The organism is Microbacterium sp. CFSPD4_SD4 (assembly GCF_057364585.1).
In genome coordinates this window covers 1-20976 of record NZ_JBNFOC010000003.1, presented here as the reverse complement: position 1 = coordinate 20976, position 20976 = coordinate 1, and the positions used below count along the sequence as shown (strand labels likewise).

General features: G+C 71.1%; 21 protein-coding genes and 1 pseudogene. 12 read left to right on the top strand and 10 right to left on the bottom strand.

Annotation, left to right across the window (positions count from 1 at the left end; genetic code table 11):
- Positions 1-269 precede the first annotated feature (269 nt).
- The 3 genes from rfbA to AC2W7E_RS06365 are packed head-to-tail and all read left to right on the top strand — an operon-like array spanning position 270 to position 3552.
- Complete coding sequence (gene rfbA, locus AC2W7E_RS06375) at positions 270-1142, top strand: glucose-1-phosphate thymidylyltransferase RfbA (RefSeq protein ID WP_085604093.1); 873 nt, start codon at positions 270-272, stop codon at positions 1140-1142.
- Positions 1139-2137, top strand: a complete 999-nt coding sequence (gene rfbB, locus AC2W7E_RS06370) for a dTDP-glucose 4,6-dehydratase (protein ID WP_315109726.1) — start codon at positions 1139-1141, stop codon at positions 2135-2137. The genes rfbA and rfbB overlap by 4 nt, the downstream gene beginning before the upstream one ends.
- Positions 2137-3552, top strand: coding sequence for a sugar nucleotide-binding protein (locus AC2W7E_RS06365; RefSeq protein ID WP_485988772.1), 1416 nt, complete (start codon positions 2137-2139; stop codon positions 3550-3552). Before rfbB ends, AC2W7E_RS06365 begins: the two co-directional genes overlap by 1 nt.
- On the opposite strand, the gene AC2W7E_RS06360 is transcribed toward AC2W7E_RS06365, so the two are convergent.
- On the bottom strand, positions 3549-4727 hold the full coding sequence (locus tag AC2W7E_RS06360) for a glycosyltransferase (RefSeq protein ID WP_485988771.1): 1179 nt from the start codon (positions 4725-4727) through the stop codon (positions 3549-3551). The two genes, AC2W7E_RS06365 and AC2W7E_RS06360, sit on opposite strands and share 4 nt — an antisense overlap.
- A gap of 169 nt (positions 4728-4896) precedes the next feature.
- Here AC2W7E_RS06360 and AC2W7E_RS06355 point away from each other — a divergent pair, with 169 nt between their 5' ends.
- On the top strand, positions 4897-5352 hold the full coding sequence (locus AC2W7E_RS06355) for an FAD synthase family protein (RefSeq protein ID WP_060922253.1): 456 nt from the start codon (positions 4897-4899) through the stop codon (positions 5350-5352).
- A 7-nt stretch (positions 5353-5359) separates the two neighbouring features.
- On the opposite strand, the gene AC2W7E_RS06350 is transcribed toward AC2W7E_RS06355, so the two are convergent.
- Positions 5360-5752: an SIP domain-containing protein gene (locus tag AC2W7E_RS06350; protein ID WP_102208730.1), complete on the bottom strand. Its 393-nt coding sequence runs from the start codon at positions 5750-5752 to the stop codon at positions 5360-5362.
- Between the two features lie 109 nt (positions 5753-5861).
- Between AC2W7E_RS06350 and AC2W7E_RS06345 the strand changes: the two genes are divergently transcribed.
- From AC2W7E_RS06345 to AC2W7E_RS06320, 6 genes are all read left to right on the top strand, one after another.
- Complete coding sequence (locus AC2W7E_RS06345) at positions 5862-6362, top strand: hypothetical protein (RefSeq protein ID WP_485988770.1); 501 nt, start codon at positions 5862-5864, stop codon at positions 6360-6362.
- Positions 6359-7336 (top strand): cation efflux transmembrane domain-containing protein, encoded by a 978-nt coding sequence (locus AC2W7E_RS06340; RefSeq protein WP_485988769.1) that lies wholly within the window; start codon positions 6359-6361, stop codon positions 7334-7336. Before AC2W7E_RS06345 ends, AC2W7E_RS06340 begins: the two co-directional genes overlap by 4 nt.
- Complete coding sequence (locus tag AC2W7E_RS06335) at positions 7333-8250, top strand: alpha/beta fold hydrolase (RefSeq protein ID WP_485988768.1); 918 nt, start codon at positions 7333-7335, stop codon at positions 8248-8250. The genes AC2W7E_RS06340 and AC2W7E_RS06335 overlap by 4 nt, the downstream gene beginning before the upstream one ends.
- Positions 8247-8510 (top strand): glutaredoxin family protein, encoded by a 264-nt coding sequence (locus AC2W7E_RS06330; protein WP_025104627.1) that lies wholly within the window; start codon positions 8247-8249, stop codon positions 8508-8510. The genes AC2W7E_RS06335 and AC2W7E_RS06330 overlap by 4 nt, the downstream gene beginning before the upstream one ends.
- A gap of 67 nt (positions 8511-8577) precedes the next feature.
- Positions 8578-9441, top strand: a complete 864-nt coding sequence (locus tag AC2W7E_RS06325) for a hypothetical protein (protein ID WP_485988767.1) — start codon at positions 8578-8580, stop codon at positions 9439-9441.
- Positions 9330-10340 (top strand): aldehyde dehydrogenase family protein, encoded by a 1011-nt coding sequence (locus tag AC2W7E_RS06320; protein WP_485988766.1) that lies wholly within the window; start codon positions 9330-9332, stop codon positions 10338-10340. Before AC2W7E_RS06325 ends, AC2W7E_RS06320 begins: the two co-directional genes overlap by 112 nt.
- A 10-nt stretch (positions 10341-10350) precedes the next feature.
- Here the strand turns inward: AC2W7E_RS06320 and pip are convergent.
- Both pip and ypfJ read right to left on the bottom strand, forming a co-directional pair.
- Positions 10351-11321, bottom strand: a pseudogene (gene pip / locus AC2W7E_RS06315) (prolyl aminopeptidase).
- Positions 11322-11391: 70 nt separating this feature from the next.
- Positions 11392-12273, bottom strand: a complete 882-nt coding sequence (gene ypfJ / locus AC2W7E_RS06310; RefSeq protein ID WP_371510995.1) for a KPN_02809 family neutral zinc metallopeptidase — start codon at positions 12271-12273, stop codon at positions 11392-11394.
- Positions 12274-12324: 51 nt separating this feature from the next.
- Between ypfJ and AC2W7E_RS06305 the strand changes: the two genes are divergently transcribed.
- Both AC2W7E_RS06305 and AC2W7E_RS06300 read left to right on the top strand, forming a co-directional pair.
- Positions 12325-13314 (top strand): malate dehydrogenase, encoded by a 990-nt coding sequence (locus tag AC2W7E_RS06305; RefSeq protein ID WP_025104631.1) that lies wholly within the window; start codon positions 12325-12327, stop codon positions 13312-13314.
- A 53-nt stretch (positions 13315-13367) separates the two neighbouring features.
- Positions 13368-13844: a recombinase family protein gene (locus AC2W7E_RS06300; protein WP_485988765.1), complete on the top strand. Its 477-nt coding sequence runs from the start codon at positions 13368-13370 to the stop codon at positions 13842-13844.
- A gap of 9 nt (positions 13845-13853) precedes the next feature.
- Here the strand turns inward: AC2W7E_RS06300 and AC2W7E_RS06295 are convergent, their stop codons facing one another.
- The 6 genes from AC2W7E_RS06295 to AC2W7E_RS06270 all read right to left on the bottom strand — a co-directional run.
- Positions 13854-14615 carry a hypothetical protein gene (locus AC2W7E_RS06295; RefSeq protein ID WP_485988764.1) on the bottom strand — a complete coding sequence of 254 codons (762 nt, stop codon included), beginning with the start codon at positions 14613-14615 and terminating at the stop codon, positions 13854-13856.
- Positions 14612-15823 carry a hypothetical protein gene (locus AC2W7E_RS06290; RefSeq protein ID WP_485988763.1) on the bottom strand — a complete coding sequence of 404 codons (1212 nt, stop codon included), beginning with the start codon at positions 15821-15823 and terminating at the stop codon, positions 14612-14614. Before AC2W7E_RS06290 ends, AC2W7E_RS06295 begins: the two co-directional genes overlap by 4 nt.
- Positions 15823-16119, bottom strand: a complete 297-nt coding sequence (locus AC2W7E_RS06285) for a hypothetical protein (protein WP_062635420.1) — start codon at positions 16117-16119, stop codon at positions 15823-15825. The genes AC2W7E_RS06290 and AC2W7E_RS06285 overlap by 1 nt, the downstream gene beginning before the upstream one ends.
- The gene (locus AC2W7E_RS06280) at positions 16116-16418 is read right to left on the bottom strand and encodes an SAV_915 family protein (protein WP_085604937.1); all 303 of its coding nucleotides are present in this window, start codon (positions 16416-16418) and stop codon (positions 16116-16118) included. The genes AC2W7E_RS06285 and AC2W7E_RS06280 overlap by 4 nt, the downstream gene beginning before the upstream one ends.
- Before the next feature lie 19 nt (positions 16419-16437).
- Positions 16438-20412, bottom strand: a complete 3975-nt coding sequence (locus AC2W7E_RS06275) for a type VII secretion protein EccC (RefSeq protein WP_025104637.1) — start codon at positions 20410-20412, stop codon at positions 16438-16440.
- A partial coding sequence (locus tag AC2W7E_RS06270) for an FHA domain-containing protein (RefSeq protein ID WP_485988762.1) occupies positions 20409-20976 on the bottom strand: 568 nt, incomplete at its 5' end. The genes AC2W7E_RS06270 and AC2W7E_RS06275, both read right to left, overlap by 4 nt.

Here is a 20976-nt window from a genome sequence, read left to right as displayed (position 1 = left end):
CCATACGGCCACACGCTCGGAACCTCCCCCCTGGCGTGTGCGCGCGCCCAGACGGAGGCCGACTGCTCGGCACGATGCGCCCAGGTGACGGACAGCGCCGGGCTGTCCTCGGATCCCACGAGGCCCACTATGGCCCTCGGCCCGGGCGGTGTAAAGGGCGACTTCTCCGCTAGAGTCGAGCGTACGACTGTGGGGGTCGTCGGACGGCAGGGGATGGCCGTCCTCTCAGTGACGCCGCCACGAGCATCGATGTTTCACGAGGGGGATACATGAAGGGCATCATTCTGGCGGGCGGCTCGGGGACGCGGCTGCACCCCATCACGCTGGGGGTCTCGAAGCAGCTGATCCCGGTCTACGACAAGCCGATGGTGTACTACCCGCTGTCGACGCTGATGCTCGCCGGGATCCGCGAAATCCTGGTCATCACGACGCCGCACGACGCCGCGCACTTCGAGCGGCTGCTCGGGGACGGCTCGCAGTTCGGCGTCTCCCTCTCGTTCGCTCAGCAGGAGTCGCCGGACGGCCTCGCACAGGCCTTCACGATCGGCGCGGACTTCATCGGGGACGACAGCGTCGCCCTGGTCCTCGGGGACAACCTGCTCTACGGGCCGGGCCTGGGCACGCAGCTCAAACGCTTCGCCGACATCGACGGCGGCGCGGTCTTCGCCTACTGGGTGGCGGAGCCGGAGGCCTACGGGGTCGTGGCGTTCGACGCCGACGGCCAGGCCGTCTCCCTGGAGGAGAAGCCCGCCGCGCCGCAGAGCAACTACGCGGTGCCCGGCCTGTACTTCTACGACAACGATGTCATCGAGATCGCCCGCAACCTCGCGCCGAGCGCCCGTGGGGAGTACGAGATCACGGACGTGAACCGGGCCTACCTCGAGCGCGGCAAGCTCCAGGTCGAGGTCCTTCCGCGCGGGACGGCGTGGCTGGACACCGGGACGTTCGACCAGATGACCGACGCCGCCGACTATGTGCGCACGATGGAGCGCCGCACGGGGATGAAGATCGGCGTGCCGGAGGAGGTCGCCTGGCGTCAGGGCTTCCTCGACGACGAGGCCCTGCGCACGCGCGCGGAAGCCCTCGTGAAGTCGGGCTACGGAACCTACCTGCTCGGATTGCTCGAAAGGGGCGCTCGATGACCCGCCTGCTCGTGACCGGCGGCGCCGGCTTCATCGGATCGAACTTCGTCCACCACGTCGTCGCGCACACGGACGCGCAGGTGACGGTCCTGGACAAGCTCACCTATGCCGGCAACCGCGCCTCGCTCGCGGGTCTGCCCGCTGACCGGGTCGAGCTCGTGGAGGGGGACATCGCCGACGCGGCGCTCGTCGACAGCCTGTTCGCCCGGACCGACGCTGTCGTCCACTACGCCGCCGAGTCCCACAACGACAACTCGCTGCACGACCCGCGGCCGTTCCTCGACACGAACATCATCGGCACCTACACGCTGCTGGAGGCCGCGCGTCGCCACGATCGCCGGTTCCACCACATCTCCACGGACGAGGTCTACGGAGATCTGGAGCTGGACGACCCGGCACGGTTCACGGAGCAGACTCCGTACAACCCCTCCTCGCCGTACTCGTCCACGAAGGCCGGCAGCGACCTGCTGGTGCGCGCCTGGGTGCGCTCGTTCGGGGTGCAGGCGACGATCTCGAACTGCTCGAACAACTACGGCCCGTACCAGCACGTGGAGAAGTTCATCCCGCGCCAGATCACGAACGTGCTGCGCGGGATCCGGCCCAAGCTGTACGGCGCCGGACAGAACGTGCGCGACTGGATCCACGCCGACGACCACTCCTCAGCCGTCCTCACGATCCTGGAGAAGGGCGAGATCGGCCAGACGTACCTGATCGGCGCCGACGGCGAGAAGGACAACAAGTCCGTCGTCGAGCTGATCCTCACGCAGATGGGCCAGCCCGCCGACGCCTACGACCATGTCACCGACCGCGCCGGCCACGACCTGCGCTACGCCATCGACTCCACGAAGCTGCGCACCGAGCTCGGTTGGGCGCCGCGATTCTCCGACTTCGAGTCGGGCCTGGCCTCGACCATCGAGTGGTACCGCGCGAACGAGGACTGGTGGGCGCCGGCCAAGGACGCCACGGAATCGTTCTACGCCGCCAGGGGGCAGTGATGACCACGTTCGGCAAGGCGCTCACGATCACGGAGACGCCGATCCCCGGCCTGCTCCTCGTCGACCTCCCCGTGCACGGCGACACCCGCGGCTGGTTCAAGGAGAACTGGCAGCGCGAGAAGATGGTCGCGGCCGGTCTGCCCGACTTCGGGCCGGTCCAGAACAATGTCTCGTTCAACGACGCCGTCGGCACGACACGCGGCATCCACGCGGAACCCTGGGACAAGTGGGTCTCGGTCGCCACCGGCCGCATCTTCGGCGCCTGGGTCGACCTGCGGGCGGGCGAGACGTTCGGGCGCGTCTTCACGGCGGAGATCGACCCGTCGCGCGCGATCCTCGTGCCGCGTGGCGTCGGCAACTCGTACCAGACGCTCGAAGCGGACACCGCCTACACCTACCTGGTGAACGACCATTGGTCGCCCGACGCCGCGTACTCCTTCCTGAACCTCGCCGACGAGACGGCGGCCATCGCGTGGCCGATCCCCCTCGACCAGGTCGAGATCTCTCCGAAGGACCGGGCACATCCTCGACTGGCCGAGGTGACCCCCATCGGCCCGCGGAAGATCCTCGTCGTCGGGGCATCCGGTCAGCTCGGCCTGGCGCTGCGGAGGGCCTTCGGCGACGCGGAGCACGTCGAGTACACGACCCGCGAGACGATGGACCTCCGCGACCCCGGGCTGACCCGCGCACGGCGCTGGCGCGACTACGGAACGATCATCAATGCGGCCGCCTACACGGCCGTCGACCGCGCCGAGACCGCGGAGGGCCGCGCGGAAGCCTGGGCGGCGAACGTCACCGGCGTGTCCGCGCTCGCCCGGGTCGCGACCGAGAACGGCCTCACGCTCGTGCACGTGTCCAGCGACTACGTGTTCGACGGCACGAAAGACGAGCCGTACACGGAGACGGACGGAGTCCGCCCGCTGGGTGTGTACGGCCAGACGAAGGCCGCCGGAGACGCGATCGTGGCGACCGTGCCCCGCCACTACACCCTGCGCACCTCCTGGGTGATCGGCGACGGTCACAACTTCGTGCGCACGATGGCCTCGCTGGCCGGGCGGGGCGTCGCCCCGCGCGTGGTGGGCGACCAGATCGGACGACTCACCTTCACGACGGACCTCGCGGAGGCCATCCGGCACCTGCTCGACGTCTCGGCGCCGTTCGGGCTCTACAACGTGACCGGGGGCGGCGAACCGCACTCCTGGGCCGACATCGCCCGCGCGGTCTACCGGCTGACCGGGCACGACCCGGCCGCGGTCACCTCGGTGACGACGGAGGAGTACTTCGCCGACCAGGCCGGACCGATCGCGCCGCGTCCGCGCAAGAGCGTCATGGACCTCGCCCGGATCACGGCCACCGGCTGGACGCCGCGGGACGCGGATGCGGCCCTCGCCGACTACCTGTCCGCGGACGCTTAGAGCTCTCCCGGCTTCATCGCCTCCGCATCGATGGCGCGGATGATCCGCAGCGTCGCGGTGTTCGGCTCCGGCTCGCCCGCCGCCGCCCTCTCCTCACGCCGCCGACGGGGCGCGTAGACGACGAGGGAGTGGAACAGGAACCGGGCGAAGAAGGCCACGATGAGAGACAGCGCGGTCGCCAGGACGCTGGAGATGTGCCATGTCTCGACCATGAGCACCATCACCGGGATGCGCAGGGCCGCCTCGACGTTGTTGAACGTGAAGGACGCCGCGAAGCGCACCCCGGCGCTGCGGGCGTCGGTGCGCATGTCGGCGAAGACGAAGCGCTCCTGCAGCAGGAAGTTGCCGATGATCGTGACCTCGGCGCCGATGATGGCCGCCCAGACGTAGGGGACGCCTGCCGCCGTCAGGGCCCACATGATCGCGAGGTTGGCGATGGCGCCGAGCACGCCGATCGCCGCGAACAGCGACATCTTCCCGAACCGCAGCCGTGCGAGATGAGCGATGAACGTGGCCCCCTGGCGCAGGCTCGCCTTCGAGGTGCCGTGTCGACGCTCGGCGAACTCCATCGGGATCTCCGCGATCCGCAGATCCGTCCGCGCGAGGATCTCCAGGAGGATCTTGAAGCCTTGCGGCTGCAGTGCATCCAGCCGCAGACGACGGCGGTCGACGAGGAAGAACCCGGTCATCGGGTCGGTGCTCCGGGCGAGCCGCCGGGGGAACATCGCGCGGGTCAGCCACGTCGCGGCGCGGGACACGCCGAAGCGCACGGCCGTTCCCAGGCCGCTCGTGTCTCCGCCGCCGACGTAGCGGGAGGCCGCGACCACGTCCGCGTCGCCGTCCGCGAAGCGGTCCAGCAGTGTCGGCAGCAGCTCGGGGGGATGCTGGAGGTCGCCGTCCATCACGATGCAGACATCGGCCGCCGCGGCGCCCAGGCCGACGACGACCGCTCCGCCGAGGCCTCCGACGTTGTCCGAGCGATGGATCACCCGCACCGGGATCGGGGCGTCGACCGCGACGCGCTCCACCTCGGCCGCGGTGTCGTCGCTGCTGTCGTCGACGAAGAGGATCTCGGCGTCCCGTCCCGCCAAGGCCGCGGCCGTGCGCTCCACGAGCTCGGCGACGTTGTCGCGCTCGTTGTACGTCGGCACGATGACCGTGACCCCTGCCCCCAACGTGGTCCCCTTCGTCGTTCCGCAGCCCCATCGGCTCCGGCATCCATCGTTCCATGGGTTCCTATGGGCTGCAGGACACGTTCCTGCTAGAGTGTCGTCTGCGGCTGTGGGAGTCGCGCCGAACGGGTGGGGATCCGTTCGACTGGGGAATGATCGATCTGGGGAGATCATGGGGACGCGTATCGGCTATGCCGTCGGAGCTTTCGACCTTTTTCACGTCGGGCACCTGAATCTGCTGCGACACGCCAAACAGCACTGCGACATCCTGATCGCCGGCGTCGTGAGCGACGAGATGCTGCGTCAGGTCAAGGGGATCGAGCCGGTCATCCCGACCGCCGAACGTGCCGAGATCGTCCGGCACATCTCCTTCGTCGACGACGTCTACGTCGAGACGACGCCGTCGAAGATGGACTCGTGGCGCGACGTGCGCTTCACCCACTTCTTCAAGGGCGACGACTGGCGCGGCACCGAGAAGGGCCTCCGGCTGGAGAGCGAGTTCGCGGAGGTGGGCGTCGAGGTCGTGTACTTCCCGTACACCGCGCACACGTCGAGCTCGGCGCTCCGCCGCGCGCTCGATGCGATCACCGCCAACGCCACGGCCTCCGCGGTCGGCGCGACCCGCTGAGGCGGGGTCAGTTCGCGACGCCGAGGAGGCTGCGCGCCATCCGCGCCACGTGCGGCGGCGTGTGCGGACCGAGCCACACCGTCCAGTGCTCCGGGGGCTCGCTGCACGTCCACTCCAGGCACCACGCGTAGACGGCGTTCGCGAGGCGCTCGCCACGCGCGTGGGCGCGCGTCCCCTCGGCCCGTACGAGCCAGCGGACCGAGACCCCCGGGGGGACGTCGATGTGCCGGAACTGGATGCGGGCCGCCGCTTCGATGAGGATGACGCCGTGCGCGTCCCACGGGAGCCGCGACGCGACGCGCGCGATGGCTCCGGCATCGGCCGCATCCCCGGCGATGAGCACCGCTCCTTCCATCGCTTCCCAGTCCGGATCCTCCAGGTGCTCGCACGCGCTGCTCATACCTCCACTATAGGTAAGGCTACCCTTACCTTCAAGGGCGACTAGCCTTCGACGGTTGCGCTCGTCAACGCCGTTGGCCGGCGACGTCGCCGCGGGGCAGCCTTGTTCCGTGAGCAGCAACAGGAATCGACGGATCTCCGCCGGACGACGCCTGATCGGCGCCCTGGCCGGCCTCCTCGTGGCCACAGCCCTCGGCGGATGCGGGATGACGGTCCCCGCGGACCCGGACGGCACCCTGGACCGGGTCACGGGCGGGGAGCTGCGGGCCGGCACCTCGCCCGACCCGGGCCTCGTAGAAGTCGACGGCGGCGAGCCGCGCGGGCCAGTCGTGGATCTCGTCGACGACTTCGCCGCGAGCGTCGACGCGGACGTCACGTGGACGGTCGCGACCGAGGAGAGCCTGGTGGGCATGCTGGAGACGGGCGACCTCGACCTCGTGGCCGGCGGACTGACGCCGGACACCCCGTGGATCGACAAGGCGGGCGTGACCCGCGGCTATCCGGGTATCGAGGGCGCGGGAGATCGGGAGCTCGTCATGCTCGTGCCCCTCGGCGAGAACGCCTTCCTCTCGGCCCTCGAGGCCTCTCTCGACGAGGAGGTCGCTCGATGACCGGGACGAAGCAGTTCGGGCGCACCGAGCTCCCCGACGAACAGCAGCAGGCCACGCGGAAGGCCGTGCGCTGGGAGATCTTCACGATCGTCTACACCTCGATCACGATCACCGTGATCGCCCTCGTCGTGGGCGAGTCGCAGGCGATGCGCACGGCGTGGATCGAGGACATGCTGTCGCTCATCCCGCAGTTCGCCTTCCTCCTCGCGCTCCTGTTCGTGCGGCGACGCCCCACCCGGAAGCACCCCTATGGCCTCCACCGGGCGATGGGCGTCGGCCACCTCGTCGCCGGTGTCGCGCTCCTCGCGGTCGGCCTGAACCTCGCCGCCGAGGCCGTCGCCGGGCTCATCCGCGGGGAGCATCCGACCATCGGCACCGTGCAGGTGTTCGGACAGACGATCTGGCTCGGCTGGCTGATGGTCGCCGTCATGGCCGTCGTGATCGTCGGGCCGGTGTTCTTCTACGGCCCGGCCAAGGCCAAGCTCGCCCCCGTCCTGCACAACAAGCTGCTCTACGCCGACGCCGACATGGCCAAGGCCGACTGGCAGACGACGGTCGCCTCCATCGTCGGAGTGCTGGGTGTCGGCGCGGGCATATGGTGGCTCGACGGTGCCGCGGCGCTCTTCATCTCGCTCGGCATCATCTGGGACGGCTTCCGCAACACGAAGACGGCGATCGTCGACCTCATGGACCAGCGCGCCCGCACCTTCGACAGCGCGGAGCCGCATCCGCTGGCCCGCGATGTCGTCTCCTACCTGCGCAGCCGCCCCTGGGTGGATCAGGCGGCCGTGCGCATGCGGGATCAGGGCCAGGTGTTCCACATCGAGGCGTTCGTGGTGCCGCATCATCATGGCGTCCGCACGGCCGACCTGACCGCCGCGTCCGAGGGTATCGCCGACCTGGACTGGAAGGTGCAGGACGTGGTGATCGTCCCGGTCGAGAAGCTGCCGGACGAAGCGGACCCCGGTCGATGAGCGCCGCCGACGAGGCGCTGTTCCCCGGCTTCACGACCACGCGGATCCCGACCGCGGAGGCGGACATCCTCGTGCGCCACGGCGGCTCGGGGCCGCCCGTGGTGCTGCTGCACGGCCACCCCCGCACCTCGGCGACCTGGCATCGGGTGGCCCCGCTCCTCGTCGAGCGCGGCTTCACGGTGATCTGCCCCGACCTGCGCGGATACGGGCGTTCCCGCGGCCCGGCGCCCACCGCCGATCATGCGGCCCATTCCAAACGCGCCGTCGCCCGCGACATCCGCACCGTCGCCGAGCGACTCGGCCATGAGAGCTTCCGCCTGGTCGGGCACGACCGTGGCAGCTACGTCGCGCTCCGACTCGCCCTCGATCACCCGGAGACCGTCGAACAGGTCGCCCTGCTGGACTGCCTGCCGATCTCGGAGCACCTCCGACGCTGCGACGCGACCTTCGCCGCGCACTGGTGGCACTGGTTCTTCTTCGCCAGCCGGACATCCCGGAGCGCGTCATCGGCGCGGACCCGGAGGCCTGGTACGCGCCCAAGGCCGACCCGGCGACGATGGGCACGGCGAACCACGCCGAGTTCCTGCAGGCGGTGCGGCAGCCGTCGGTCGTCCGGGCGATGCTCGAGGACTACCGTGCCGGCCTCACGATCGACCGCGCGCACGAGGAGGCCGATCGCGCCGCCGGGCGTCGGCTCCGGATGCCGACCCTCGTGCTGTGGTCCGAACGCGACGATCTCGAGGAGCTCTACGGCGACCCCCTCCGCATCTGGCGGGACTGGGCCGACGATGTCCGCGGCCACGGCATCGACAGCGGGCACCACATGGCGGAGGAGGCGCCCGAACCTCTCGCCGCCGCACTGGCGGGCTTCTTCGGAGCCACCCCTCCCCCACGGCCGTAGGCTGGAGGCATGACCAACCCCGCCTCCGACACCATCACGATGTTCGGCGCCGACTGGTGCCGCGACTGCATCCGCACGAAGAAGCAGCTCGACGAGCTCGGCGTCGCGTACACGTATGTCGACCTGGTCGCCGACCCCGCCGCCGCAGACATCGCGAAGGACATCTCGGGCCGCACGAACATCCCCGTCGTGGTCTACCCCGACGCCTCGCACCACGTCGAGCCGTCGAACGCCGACGTGGAGTCGAAGCTGCGCGAGCTCTCGATCATCTGATCGTCCTCGCACTCGGCGGATCTCCGCGCGGACGCCTAAGCTGAAAGCCCGTTCGAAGGAGACGCCGATGACTTCTGCGCCCACGACCGCGCCCGCCACCCCCGCCCTCGGCGAGGGCGAGAAGGAACGGCTCGACGCCGCCGTCGCCGATCTGCAGACGGGGACCGCGGTGTGGACCGCGCTCACCGTAGCGCAGCGCGCGACGCTGCTCCGGCAGGTCCGCACGAGCGTCGCCGCGACCGCGGAGGACTGGGCGACGATCGCCGCCGCCTCCAAGGGCCTGGACGCGCGGCATCCGCTCCGCGGCGAGGAGTGGCTGAGCGGCCCGTACAGCGTCCTCGGAGCACTCGACGCCTCGATCGCCACGCTCACCCGGATCGCGAACGGCGCGAATCCGCTCGACGGCATCCGGGTCGACCGCGCACCCGGCGGCCGTGCGCGCGTACATGCCTTCCCCCTCACCGGCATCGACCGGTTCCTGCTGTCCGGCTTCACCGGCGAGGTCTGGCTCGAGCCGGGGACCACGCCGAACACCGCCCGCGCGACCGCCGGTCTGGCACAGCGCACGCCGACGGTGTCCGGGGGCGTCGGACTCGTGCTCGGCGCCGGGAACGTGACCTCCATCCCCGTGCTGGACGTGCTGTACGAACTGCTCGCCCACAACCGCACGGCCCTGCTGAAGGTGAACCCCACGCAAGATTCCCTGGTCCCCGTCTACAAGCGCGCGCTCGCCCCGCTCATCGAGCCGGGACTGCTGCGCATCGTGCGCGGGGGCCCGCCGCCGGCGCCTACCTCACCCAGCACCCCGGCATCGCCCACGTGCACATCACCGGCTCGGCGGCGACCTTCGACACCATCGTCTGGGGACCGTCGACCGGCGAGGGGGCGGCCGCGACGAAGCGCCGCCGTCGCGAGAACCGCCCGCTGCTGAAGAAGCCCATCACCGCGGAACTCGGCGGGGTCTCCCCCATCATCGTCGTGCCGGGGAAGTGGACGGCCGCCGACCTCGCGTACCAGGCCGAGCACATCGCGACCATGCGCCTGCAGAACGACGGCCACAACTGCATCGCGGGGCAGGTCGTCATCCTCTCCGCGGACTGGGACCAGGCAGACGACTTCCGCGCCGAACTGCGCCGCGCCTACGCCACCGCTCCGGAGCGCCCCATCTGGTACCCCGGCGCCCCCTCCCGCATGCAGTCCGCCGCGGACGACTACCCGGACGCCCTCGTGCTCGGCGACCGGCTCCTCGTCGAGATCGATGCCGACGACGACCCCTCAGCCCTGGAGAACACGGAGTACTTCGCGCCGGTCCTCGGCGTGGTGAGCCTCCCCGGCACGGGCCAGGAGTTCCTCGACGCCGCGGTCGCCCACGCGAACGAGAAGCTGCAGGGCACGCTCGGCGCGAACCTGCTCATCGACCCGGCGACCGAGAAGGCGCTCGGCAGCGGGTTCGAGCGAGCACTCACCGCGCTGCACTACGGCTCGATCGCGATCAACGGCTGGACCGCCTTCGGGTTCATCACGCCGACGCTCACCTGGGGCGCATTCCCCGGCGGCACGATCGATGACGTCGGCAGCGGCATCGGCGTCGTCCACAACGCCCTGCTCCTGGATCGGGTGGAGCGCTCCGTGCTGCGCGGCCCCTTCCGGCCGTTCCCGCGCTCGCTCCCCGTCGCGAACGGCGGAGGGCGGATGACCATCCTCCCCAAGCCGCCGTGGTTCGCCTCCTCCCGCACCGGTGCCGCCGTGAGCGAGGGCCTCACCCGCCATCGTGCGGACGGCGGCGCCCTCGGCCTCGTGAAGACACTGCTGCGCGCGCTCCGCGCCTGAGCGGAACGCGTCAGCCCTCGGGGCGGAACCGATCGGTCGCGGCGCGGAGAGCCGCGCGGATGCCGGGTTCGGCGGCGGAGTGCCCCGCGTCATCGATCACCTGGAAGTCGGCTTCCGGCCAGGCACGGTGCAGGTCCCACGCCGTCATCATCGGGGTGACCACGTCGTGGCGGCCCTGCACGATCACGGTCGGGATGTGCCGGATGGCGTCGATCCCCGCGAGCAGCTGCCCCTCGGCCCACCAGCCGCGGTGCACGAAGAAGTGGTTCTCGATGCGTGCGAAAGCGACGGCCCGGCGGGGATCGGCCATCGCCGCGATCTGCTCCGGGTCGGGGCGCAGCGTGACGGTCGCCGCCTCCCACGCCGCCCACGCGAGGGCCGCCGGTTCATGGACAGCCGGGTCCGGGTCGAACAGCCGCCGGTGGTACGCCTCGATCATCCGGAGCGCTCCAGGACCGGGATCGGCGCGATGAAGTCCTCCCACAGGTCGGGGAACAGCGCCGCCGCCCCGCCCTCGTAGAACCACTCGAGCTCGGCGCGACGGAGCGTGAAGATCCCGCGCAGAATCAGCTCGGAGACCACGTCGGGGTGGGCCTGGGCGTAGGCGAGCGCGAGGGCGCTGCCCCAGGACCCGCCGAACACCTGCCACGTCTCGATGCCGAGGTTCTTGCGCAGCAGTTCGAGGTCGGCGATGAGGTGCGCGGTGGTGATGTGCCGGAGATCGGCCTCCGGCTCCGCGGCGGACGGCGTGCTCCGACCGCATCCGCGCTGATCGAGAAGGACGATCCGGTAGACGTCGGGGTCGAAGAACTGGCGCTGCCACGGCGAGGTGCCGCTGCCGGGGCCGCCATGGAGGAACACGACGGGTTTACCCTCGGGGTTGCCGCTGATCTCCCAGGCCACGCGATGCCCGTCGCCGACGAGCAGCACTCCGGTCTCGTGCGGCTCGATGGGCGGATAGAGCCCCTCGGTGTTCGTCATGTTCGGTCCCCCAACCGGTCGTGCGGTCCTGCCGAGTCCACGTTATCTGACAACGGCGGGAGCGCCGGGTCTACGGGTCGAGCTGATCGGCGGGGAGGGTGAACACCTGCCCGCACGCATCGAGCCCGTTCTGGTATCCCTCCGCGAACCAGCGCTGACGCTGCTCGCTGGAGCCGTGGGTCCAGGTCTCCGGGTTCACCTGCCCGGACTGCTCCTGGATGTGATCGTCGCCGACGGTCGACGCCGCGTTCAGGGCGTCGCGGATCTGCTCCTCCGTCGGCTTCTCGAGGTACGGATCGCCGTCGGCGTCGGTCTGCTCGGTCGCGCGGCCGAGCCAGCCGCCGGCATAGCAGTCGGCCTGCAACTCCATGCGCACGCCGTTGCTGCCGGGACCCGTCCCGTTGTTCGGGTACCGCTCCATCGCCCCGAGGAGGTTCTGGATGTGGTGACCCCACTCGTGCCCGACGATGTAGAGCTGCGCGAGGTTCCCGGCCGAGGCCCCGAACTGCTGCTGCATGAGCTGGAAGAACGTGGGGTCGATGTAGACGGTCTCCTCCGGCGGGCAGTAGAACGGGCCGACCGCGTTGGAGGCGGTGCCGCACTGCGTGGAGGTCGCTCCGTCGACGACGATGAGCTGCGGAGCCCGGTACCCCTCCACGTTGTCCTCCCAGAAGGCGTCGAGCGCGACCTGCGCCCCCGCCATCCGGCAGTCGACGTTCGCGTTCGCGTCGGCACCGCTGTCGCAGTTCTCGATGGCCGAACCGCCGGCGGGCTCGCTCCCACCCCCGGGCGCGCCGCCGACGAGTCCGCTCAGGTCGATGCCCAGCAGGGGGCCGGCGATGAGGGCGAGGAGGGCGAGCACGCCGACGCCGGAGCCGCCCGCGATCGCCGCCGTGCGTCCACGGCGGCGCGTGGTGTTGCGGGAGAGGTCGGCGTCGGGATTGAACGTCATGCGTCGAGGGTACTCCGCGCGCCGACACCGCGACGGACGTAGGCTCGTGACATGGCCACCACGATCACCATCACCGGCGCGGGCGGACAGATCGGCTACGCGCTCCTCTTCCGCATCGCCGCCGGCGACATGCTCGGTCCGGATGAGAAGGTGCGGCTGCGGCTGCTGGAGATCCCGCAGGGGCTCGGCGCAGCGGAGGGCGCGGCGCTGGAGCTCCAGGACGGCGCCTTCGACCTGCTTGAGCACGTGGAGGTGACCGATGACGCCGCGGTCGGCTTCGACGGCTGCGACCTCGCCCTGCTCGTGGGCGCCCGCCCCCGCGGTCCCGGCATGGAGCGCGGCGACCTGCTGGCCGCGAACGGCGGCATCTTCGGGCCGCAGGGCGCCGCCATCGCCGCGAACGCCGCCCCCGGCGTCCGCGTGACCGTGGTGGGCAACCCCGCCAACACGAACGCCCTGATCGCCTCCGCGGCGGCCGACGGCGTGCCCGCCGACCGCTTCACCGCCCTCACGCGGCTGGACGAGAACCGCGCACGGGCCCAGCTCGCCCAGACGCTCGGCGCCCCCGTGCACACGGTGCGGCGGGTGCCCATCTGGGGCAATCACTCGGCCACGCAGTTCCCCGACGTGTCGCATGCGACCGTCGGTGGGAAGCCCGTGCAGGATGCCCTGGAGCGGATCGTCGGCGACGTCCCGGCGTGGCTGGACCAGACGTTCATCCCCCGGGTCGCCAAGCGCGGCGCGGAGATCATCGAGGTCCGCGGGTCGTCCTCCGTCGCCTCCGCCGCGAGCGCGACGATCGACCATGTGCGCGACTGGGTCCGCGGGACCGAGGACTGGACCTCCGCCGCCGTCGTCTCGCGCGGGGAGTACGGTGTCCCGGAGGGCCTCGTCTCGTCGTTCCCCGTGCAGTCCGTCGACGGCGAGTGGCACATCGTGGAAGGCCTGGAGATCGACGACCGGGCCCGCGCGCGCATCGACGCCTCGGTCGCGGAGCTCGTGGAGGAGCGGGACGCGGTCCGAGCCCTCGGACTGCTCTGATCCGGTCGCCGCGGGACACCTGGGCAGGGCAGAATAGAGGGCGGAGGTGCGGGATGAGCGACACGATTGACCCGGCGGGAACGACGCCGTCTCTCGACGATGCGCTGACGAGCCCGCTCCACCTCCCGCACGACGCAGCGACGTGCCCGAAGTGCTTCACGGAGCTGCAGCAGAACCGCAACTTCTGGACCGCGCGTCCCGCGGGCTCCCGCCTGGTCGGCCTCGTCGTCGCCCGCGAGGGCATGCCGTCGGTCGTCGAGCAGCGCGCCGACCTCACCCGCTTCGGCGTGCCCATCGAGGGCTTCCGTCACCCGGCGCCGGACATCCTGGAGAGCTGGAACGACCGCCTCGCGCGACTCATCTCGACGCTCCGGACCGGAGACGTGGTCGTGGTGGCGAACATCCGGGCCCTGGGGCTCGACGCCGAAGAGGGCGCGCGCACCGTCGCTGAACTCCGGCGCCACGGGATCATCGTGAAGGTCCTCGGCCACGAGGCGCGTCATCTCGCCGACGCCGCCGGCGCCCGCTGAGAGGCGCCGCTAGAACTCGCCGGACCGCAGACGGGCGAGCGTGCCCGCGCCGATCTCGGCACGGGCGTCGGGACGGTTCGCGTAGAAGGTGACCAGCTCGGCCAGGAGCACAGGGTCGCTCGCGAGGTCGGCCGCCGCCCACGAGGACGGCTGCGCGGTCGCCGTCCGCAGCACCACGCGGTTGCCTTCCAGGCCGGCGCCGACGACCTCGTCCCATGCCACGGCCACGTTGTTGCGCGGGATCCGGAGTTGCAGCCCGTCGGGGCGCAGCGTCAGGCGATGGGCGGAGGGAGCCCGGAACCACGACCGGATGCCGGCGACCGTCATGATCAGCGCGACCACCGGGAGGAGGAGCAGGGTGAGGAGCGGCAGTCGGTCTGCGGGCACCGTGAAGATGCTCCATGCCCACGCCGCGAGGAGCAGGGCCCCCACGGGCGCGAGGGCGCGCAGCGGCCAGACGATCCCCGCGGCCCCGCCGAACGCGATCGCCGGACCGTCGACGACCGGCCGGACGACTCGGACCCGCGAGACGCGGGCATGGGCCACCAGCAGCCAGACGCCCACGGCGACGGCCGCGAGCACACCGATCCCCAGAGCCTTCATCGCGGGAGCCGGATCGGCGAACAGGATCAGGCTGAACAGCAGGACCACGATGGCGAACACGACGCCGAACACGGTGAGTGCCGTGGTCGCCCGCTGCTGCCCCTGCCACCCCGGATGACCGGGTACCCAGATCGTCTCCGGAGACGTCGACTGCTGCTGCCCTGTCACCCGAACAGTCCCTTCCACGCCTTGCCGATGTTGTGCCCCGCGTCGCCCACGAAGTCGGTCGTGTTCTCCCAGGCGTCCTCCGCGAAGTCCGTCGTGGTGTCCCATGCATCCGCCATGCCGGCGTCGATCGACTCCCGGACGTCCTGCGGCACCCAGTTCTCGTACGCCCACACCGCACCGGCACCGACCGCCACCGCGGCCCCGCCGACGACCACCGCCGTGCCCCAGACCGGGAGCGTGACGACACCGGCCGCCGCGAGCGCGGCGACCCCGGCAGCCGCAGCCGCGCCACCCGCCGCACCGCCGATGATCTCCACCGCGGTGGACGACGGGTCATCGCCCGACGACATCGCCGAGCCCAGGTTCCAGGCGTCGACGCCCCAGCCGATGAACGGCACCGCCCGACTCGCGCGAGAGAGTCCGCGGGCCAGATCCTCGGCCTCGTCAGCCGCCCACCGCATGCCGGTGGGGTTGGCGGCCTCGGCAGCGGCCTTGACGGCAGGGTTGCCGGAGCGCAGCTCGCGAACGAAGTCCGATGCTCCGAGACGCAGATCCTCCGCGTGGGAGGTGAGCTCGGCCGCCGTCTCCGCCCACGCCAGGCCCTGGCCCTCGAGGTAGATCTTCGGGACCTCGCCGCTCGCCTCCCGCAGACCGGACAGGATCTTGTCCGCCGTGGACTGGCTCGGCATGGTCCCGAGGAAGCCGTCGAGGTTCTCGCTGATCCAGACCTCGAGCTCGCCCCACCAGGAGCCGACGTCGGCGGCGATCTCGTTGTACAGCTCGATGCGGTCGAGGTGCTCCTGCCACTCGTCCCAGTAGGGGTCGTCGCGCGAGGTGGGGCATACCGGGATCAGGGACACCGGCCGGCCGATGATCATCCCGTTGACCGGGAGCCCCGCCGCCCGCGCATTGTCGCGGTGCGTCGCGAAGTCCTCCTTCATGCGCCGCAGCTGCCCGGCGTACGACCGGAGCTTCTCGGCGGCGTCACGGGCGAGGTCCTTGATCTCCTTCGCGGCGTCGGTCGTGCGCGAGAGGATCGTGACGTAGTCGTCCGCCGACTCGCCGTACCAGTGCCCGCGCACGCCGGTCGGGATGAAGGTCGTGACATTGGAGGAGACGTCTGCGGCGTCCTTCAGGTCGGGGTCGAGCCAGTCCGCGGCCGCCTGCACCTGGTCGGCGTCGCCGTACGTGGTCGTGTCGATCGTCATCAGAGGTCCTCGACGATGGCCGCGACCGGGTCGAGCTGGTCGATCACGTCCTGCTCGTTCGTCTCCGCGTCGTCGGCGATGGCGCGGACGATCTCTCCGAGGGTGCCGTTGATCCGGTAGAGGGCGTCGACGCCCTCCCCCACCCGCTGCATGATCGCGGCGACCGTATCGGAGGCGAGCCCGCCGTCGACGGCCGTCGGAATGCCGGAGAGCTTCGTCTCGATGAGCTCGACCGCCTCCTCGTGCATGTCCGCATGGACGGCCATCACCTCCGGATCCATCGCGATGCGGCTCATGCGATGGCTCCGTTCCGGCGGTAGGACGCGGGCACGTCGAGGTCGAAGATGACGACGTCGTAGGGCTGCGCCTCCTTGATCTGACCGAGGTCCTCGGTGCGCACCAGCACCCAGGGCTGCCGCTCGCCGGCGAGCTCCAGCAGCCGGTCGAGGGCGGTGTAGGCGAGCAGTGCACGCCGCCCGTCCTTCAGCTCCCGGATCTCGACGAGCTGCTCCTCGGGCGTCGACGTCACGCTCAGGGGCAGGTACAGCACGGGTGGGACCATCGGCGTTGCGGCCGGCATCGGTTCGAAGGTCATCTCGGTCTCTCCTCGGTTGTCACTCGTAGCTCGGCGGCACCCACAGCAGCTGCGCGGAGACGAGGCCCCGATCGCGGCTGACGATCTGCGCACGGCCCGGAATCGCGGGAACGGCCTTCACCTTGCCGATGAGCTGGCCCTCCTCGGGGCTGCCCGAGAGCAGGATGCCGGTCGCACCCAGGTCGGTCATGCGCTGGATGATCGGATCGTACGCGGCGCGGCTCGCCCCGCCGGTGCGGCGGGTGAGGATCACGTGGAGGCCGAGGTCGGCCGCCTGCGCGAGCAGCGGCGCGAGGACCGCGACCGGATTGCCCTGCGAGGTCGCCACGAGGTCGTAGTCGTCGATGAGGACGAAACCCTCCGCCCCCTTCCACCACGACCGGCTGCGGAGCTGGTCGGGCGTGACATCGGGTCCGGGGATGCGGCTCCGGAAGAACTGCGCGAGCTCGTTCATCCCGCCCTCGGTCATCTCGTGCGACGTGAGGTAGGCGCCGAGGTATTCCTGCGGGATCTCGCCGAGCAGGGCACGACGGTAGTCGACGACGAAGATCTTCGCCTCGGTCGGTCCGTACAGGCGCGTGATCTCGTGCACGACGCCGCGGAGCATCGACGACTTGCCGGAGTCCGCGTCGCCGTACAGATACAGCAGCGGCTCGGCGACCGGATCGATCGAGAACGGGGCGAGGTTCGCCTCGTCGATGCCCAGCAGGAGTTCGCGGGGCTCCGCGCCGTCCGGCGACTGCGCGGCCGCGACGGCGCGCAGATCGGCATGGCTGATGCGCGAGGGCAGCAGGCGCAGCTTGGGTCCGGCCGGTCCGTGCCACGCCGCCGCGACGCGCGCCACGAGGTCGTCGATCCCGTCGGGCAGGCTCGATGCGTCGTCCACGCCGTCGACACGCGGCAGCGCCGTGAGCATCTGCAGACCGCGGTCGTTGAGGCCGCGGCCGGGGATGGCCGTGACGTTCTCCGCCGCCTTGCGGTTGACCTCGGAGTCCGTCGGGTCGCCCAGACGCAGCTCGATGCGGGTGCCGATGAGGTCCTTGATGTTGGCCCGGATCTCCATCCAGCGCGCCGCCGTGATCACGACGTGGACGCCGTAGGTGAGACCGCGGGCGGCGATCGCCTGGATCTGCGGCTCCAGCATCTCGAACTCGGCGCGGAGCGTGCCCCATCCGTCGACGATGAGGAAGATATCGCCGTAGCCGTCGTCGGCCAGTCCCTGCCCGCGGCGCTGCCGGTAGGCGTCGATCGAGTCGATGCCGTGCTGCCGGAAGTACACCTCGCGGGCGTTCAGCAGGCTGGTGACCTCAGCCACCGTGCGGCGGACGACGTCCGGCTCGGACCGCGTCGCGACGCCACTGATGTGCGTGAAGTCCTGCATGCCGGTGAAGCTGCCGCCGCCGAAGTCGATGACGAAGAACTGCACCTCCTGTGGCGTGTGGGTGAGCGCCAGGGCGGCGACCGTCGTCCGCGCGAGCGTGCTCTTACCGCTCAGAGGCGCGCCGACGATGGCCATGTGGCCGGCCGCGCCGCCGAGTGAGACCGCGAGGTTCTCGCGGCGCTGCTCCAGCGGCACGTCGACGATGCCGAGCGGGACCGTGAGCGCTCCCGCCTTCCGCCAGCGCGGGGAGACGAGACCGAGCGACGGGTCCTCGACGAGGTCGCCGAAGAGCTGGTCGAGGGTGGCCGGTGTCACCAGCGGCGGCAGCCACACCTGGTGCGCCGCGGGGCCGCGTCCCTTCATGGACTCGACCGCGATCTCGAAGGTGTTGCGCTTCTCCTCCGGCTCGGCGTCGACCACGACCTCCGGCTCGTCCACCGGCGCCTCCGCCCGCCACACCGGCGCGGCGGTGAACAGCTCGACCGCGGTCGAACCCGTGCTCTGGCCGGAGCCGGACGAGGCCCGACGACGACGACGCGGCGGTGGTCCGGACACGTACGCGGCGCGGAACTGGGTCATGGTCTCGGTGTCGGACTTCAGGATGCCGGCGCCCGGCTGCGTGGGCAGGTGATAGGCGTCCGGCACGCCGAGGACCGTACGGGACTCGGCCGCCGAGAACGTCCGAAGACCGATGCGGTAGGAGAGGTGCGTGTCGAGGCCGCGCAGCTTGCCCTCCTCCAGCCGCTGGGAGGACAGCAGCAGGTGCACCTGCAGCGAGCGGCCGAGCCGGCCGATGTTGACGAACGTGTCGACGAACTCCGGCTTGGCCGACAGGAGCTCGGAGAACTCGTCGGCGACGATGAGCAGGGCCGGCAGCGGCGCCAGGTCGGTGCGGCCGCCGCGACGCGCCTTCTCGTAGTCGGCCACGTTGGCGAACGGACCGGTGGCCCGCAGCAGCTCCTGTCGGCGCACCATCTCGCCCTGGAGCGCGTCCTGCATGCGGTCGACGAGGGAGATCTCCTCACCGAGGTTCGTGATGATGGCCGAGACGTGCGGCATGTCGGCCATGCCGGCGAACGTCGCGCCACCCTTGAAGTCGACGAGCACGAAGTTGAGCTGCTCCGGCGAGTGGGTCATCGCGAGCGCGAGCACGAGCGTGCGGAGCACCTCCGACTTCCCCGAGCCGGTGGCACCGATGATGAGGCCGTGCGGGCCCATACCCTGCTGCGCCGATTCCTTGATGTCGAGGATGAGCGGGCTGCCGTCCTCGGTCTGGCCGATCGGCACGCGGAGCCGGTCGCGCTCCAGGCGCGGTGCCCAGGCGGCGTCGAGGTCGAGGTCGCGCACATCGGGAAGACCGAGGAGCTCGACGAGCTCGGCCTGGCCGGTCGCGCTCTTCTTGCTCGCGATCGCCGTGCCGCCCGAGTACAGGGCGATGAGCCGGCGGGCGGTCGCCTCCGCCTCGACGATGGTGATCGCATCGGCCTCGAACGGCCGTGCGGGCACCTGCAGGCTGACGAGCTCGGCGCGCGTGCTGGCACCGCCGGTCTCGAACGCGATGCGCAGGGCGTTCGGGTCGTCGAGGTCACCCCAGCGGGCGGGGAGGTCGATCACGGTCACGCCCTGCACGCCGTCGCCGGTGACGAGGGCGTCGTTGAACGACGTCGTGGCGCCGTCCGTGACGATGACGATGTGCGGCGTCTTCGGTCCGGAGCCGTCGCGGGCGAAGCGCGAGCGCTCGCGCACCTCGGGCGGCAGCATGTCCTCGAGCTCGGACAGCTGCGAGCCGATCATCCGGGCGGCGCCGAGGCCGTCCCGCACGGTGCGTGAGTGCGTGTGCGGCAGCCACTTCGCCCACTCCCACTGCGGGAGCACGCCGGTGTCCGCGGCGATGACGATCTGCAGCACGTCGGGGTCGTGCATGGTGGCCGCGTGCAGCAGCATGGCCCTGGCCAGCGCCCGGGTCTCGTCCTCGTCACCGGTGATCTCGATGCGGGCGTAGTCGCGGAGGGTGACGCCGAGCGGGAGGTTCTTCTGGACCTCGTGCGTCAGCATGAAGCGGTGCGCGGCCGAGGCGGCGACGGGGTCGAGCTGCGCCAGCGGCGGGAGCTCCGGGGCTTCGAGCGTGACGCACAGCGGCTGATCGGTGACGCCCACGCGGACGGACAGGAAGTCGGGGTCGTTGACGCCGCGCTCCCAGACGCGGGTGCGCTCCTCCGCGAGATACGGCAGCGTCGACGGCGCCGGCAGGTGCCAGTTCGCGGAGCGGCGCTGCTGGCGGGCGGCGACGCGGACGGTCTGCCGCAGCTCGGTCAGATACGCGAGGTACTCGCGGCGGGCACCGAGCGTGGCCGCCTGCCGCTGGGAACGCTGGCGCCACCCGTTGACGGCGACGAAGCCGAGTGAGGACAGCAGGAACATGCCGCCGGTGAGCAGACCCGTGACGGACTGGTTCGACATGGTGACCATGACGATCGCGCCGACGCTGCCGAGCATGGGCAGCAGCGACCCGAGGATCCCGATGCCGCCGTCGTTCGGCTGCAGCTCCGGCGGGGCCTGGACCGGGAGCCTCCCGGAGGGGACACGGGGCGGGGCGAGACGGGGTCCTGTCATGCTCTCTCTCCGGCGCTGCTGTCGGTGCCCAGCAGAAGGCTGATGGTGAAGCTGCGGTTGCCCATGCGGACACGGTCGGCATCGTCGAGGAGCACGCGCTCGCCGGCGACCAGCTCGGTCGTCTGGCCGTCGTCGCTGCGGACGTCGGAACCGTTGGTGGAACCGAAGTCGGTGACCCACGTGCGGCCGCGGGAGTGCTCGATGCGCAGATGCGTCTTCGAGACCGAAGCGTCGGGGTCGGTGACGACGATGAGGCGGTCGTCGTGCGCGCTGGCGACGGGGCCGCGCCCGAGGTTCGCGGCGACGGGGAGGGCGAGCTGCACCCGCTGGCCGGTGTCGAAGATGAGCAGGAGGGCCCCGGTCTCGGGGGCTGCCGCAGGCGCCTCGGTACCCGCCTGCGACCCGGGCGCCGGGGCGACGGTGAAGAGCGGCCGATCCGATCCGGGGGCCGCCGGTTCCGGGGTCTCGGTGCGGCGGGAGGCGGCGCGGGCGTCGGTGGGCTGGGAGTCCTCGTCCACGACGGACGGCGACGCCACCAGCGGCAGACCTGCGGCGGAGCGAGCG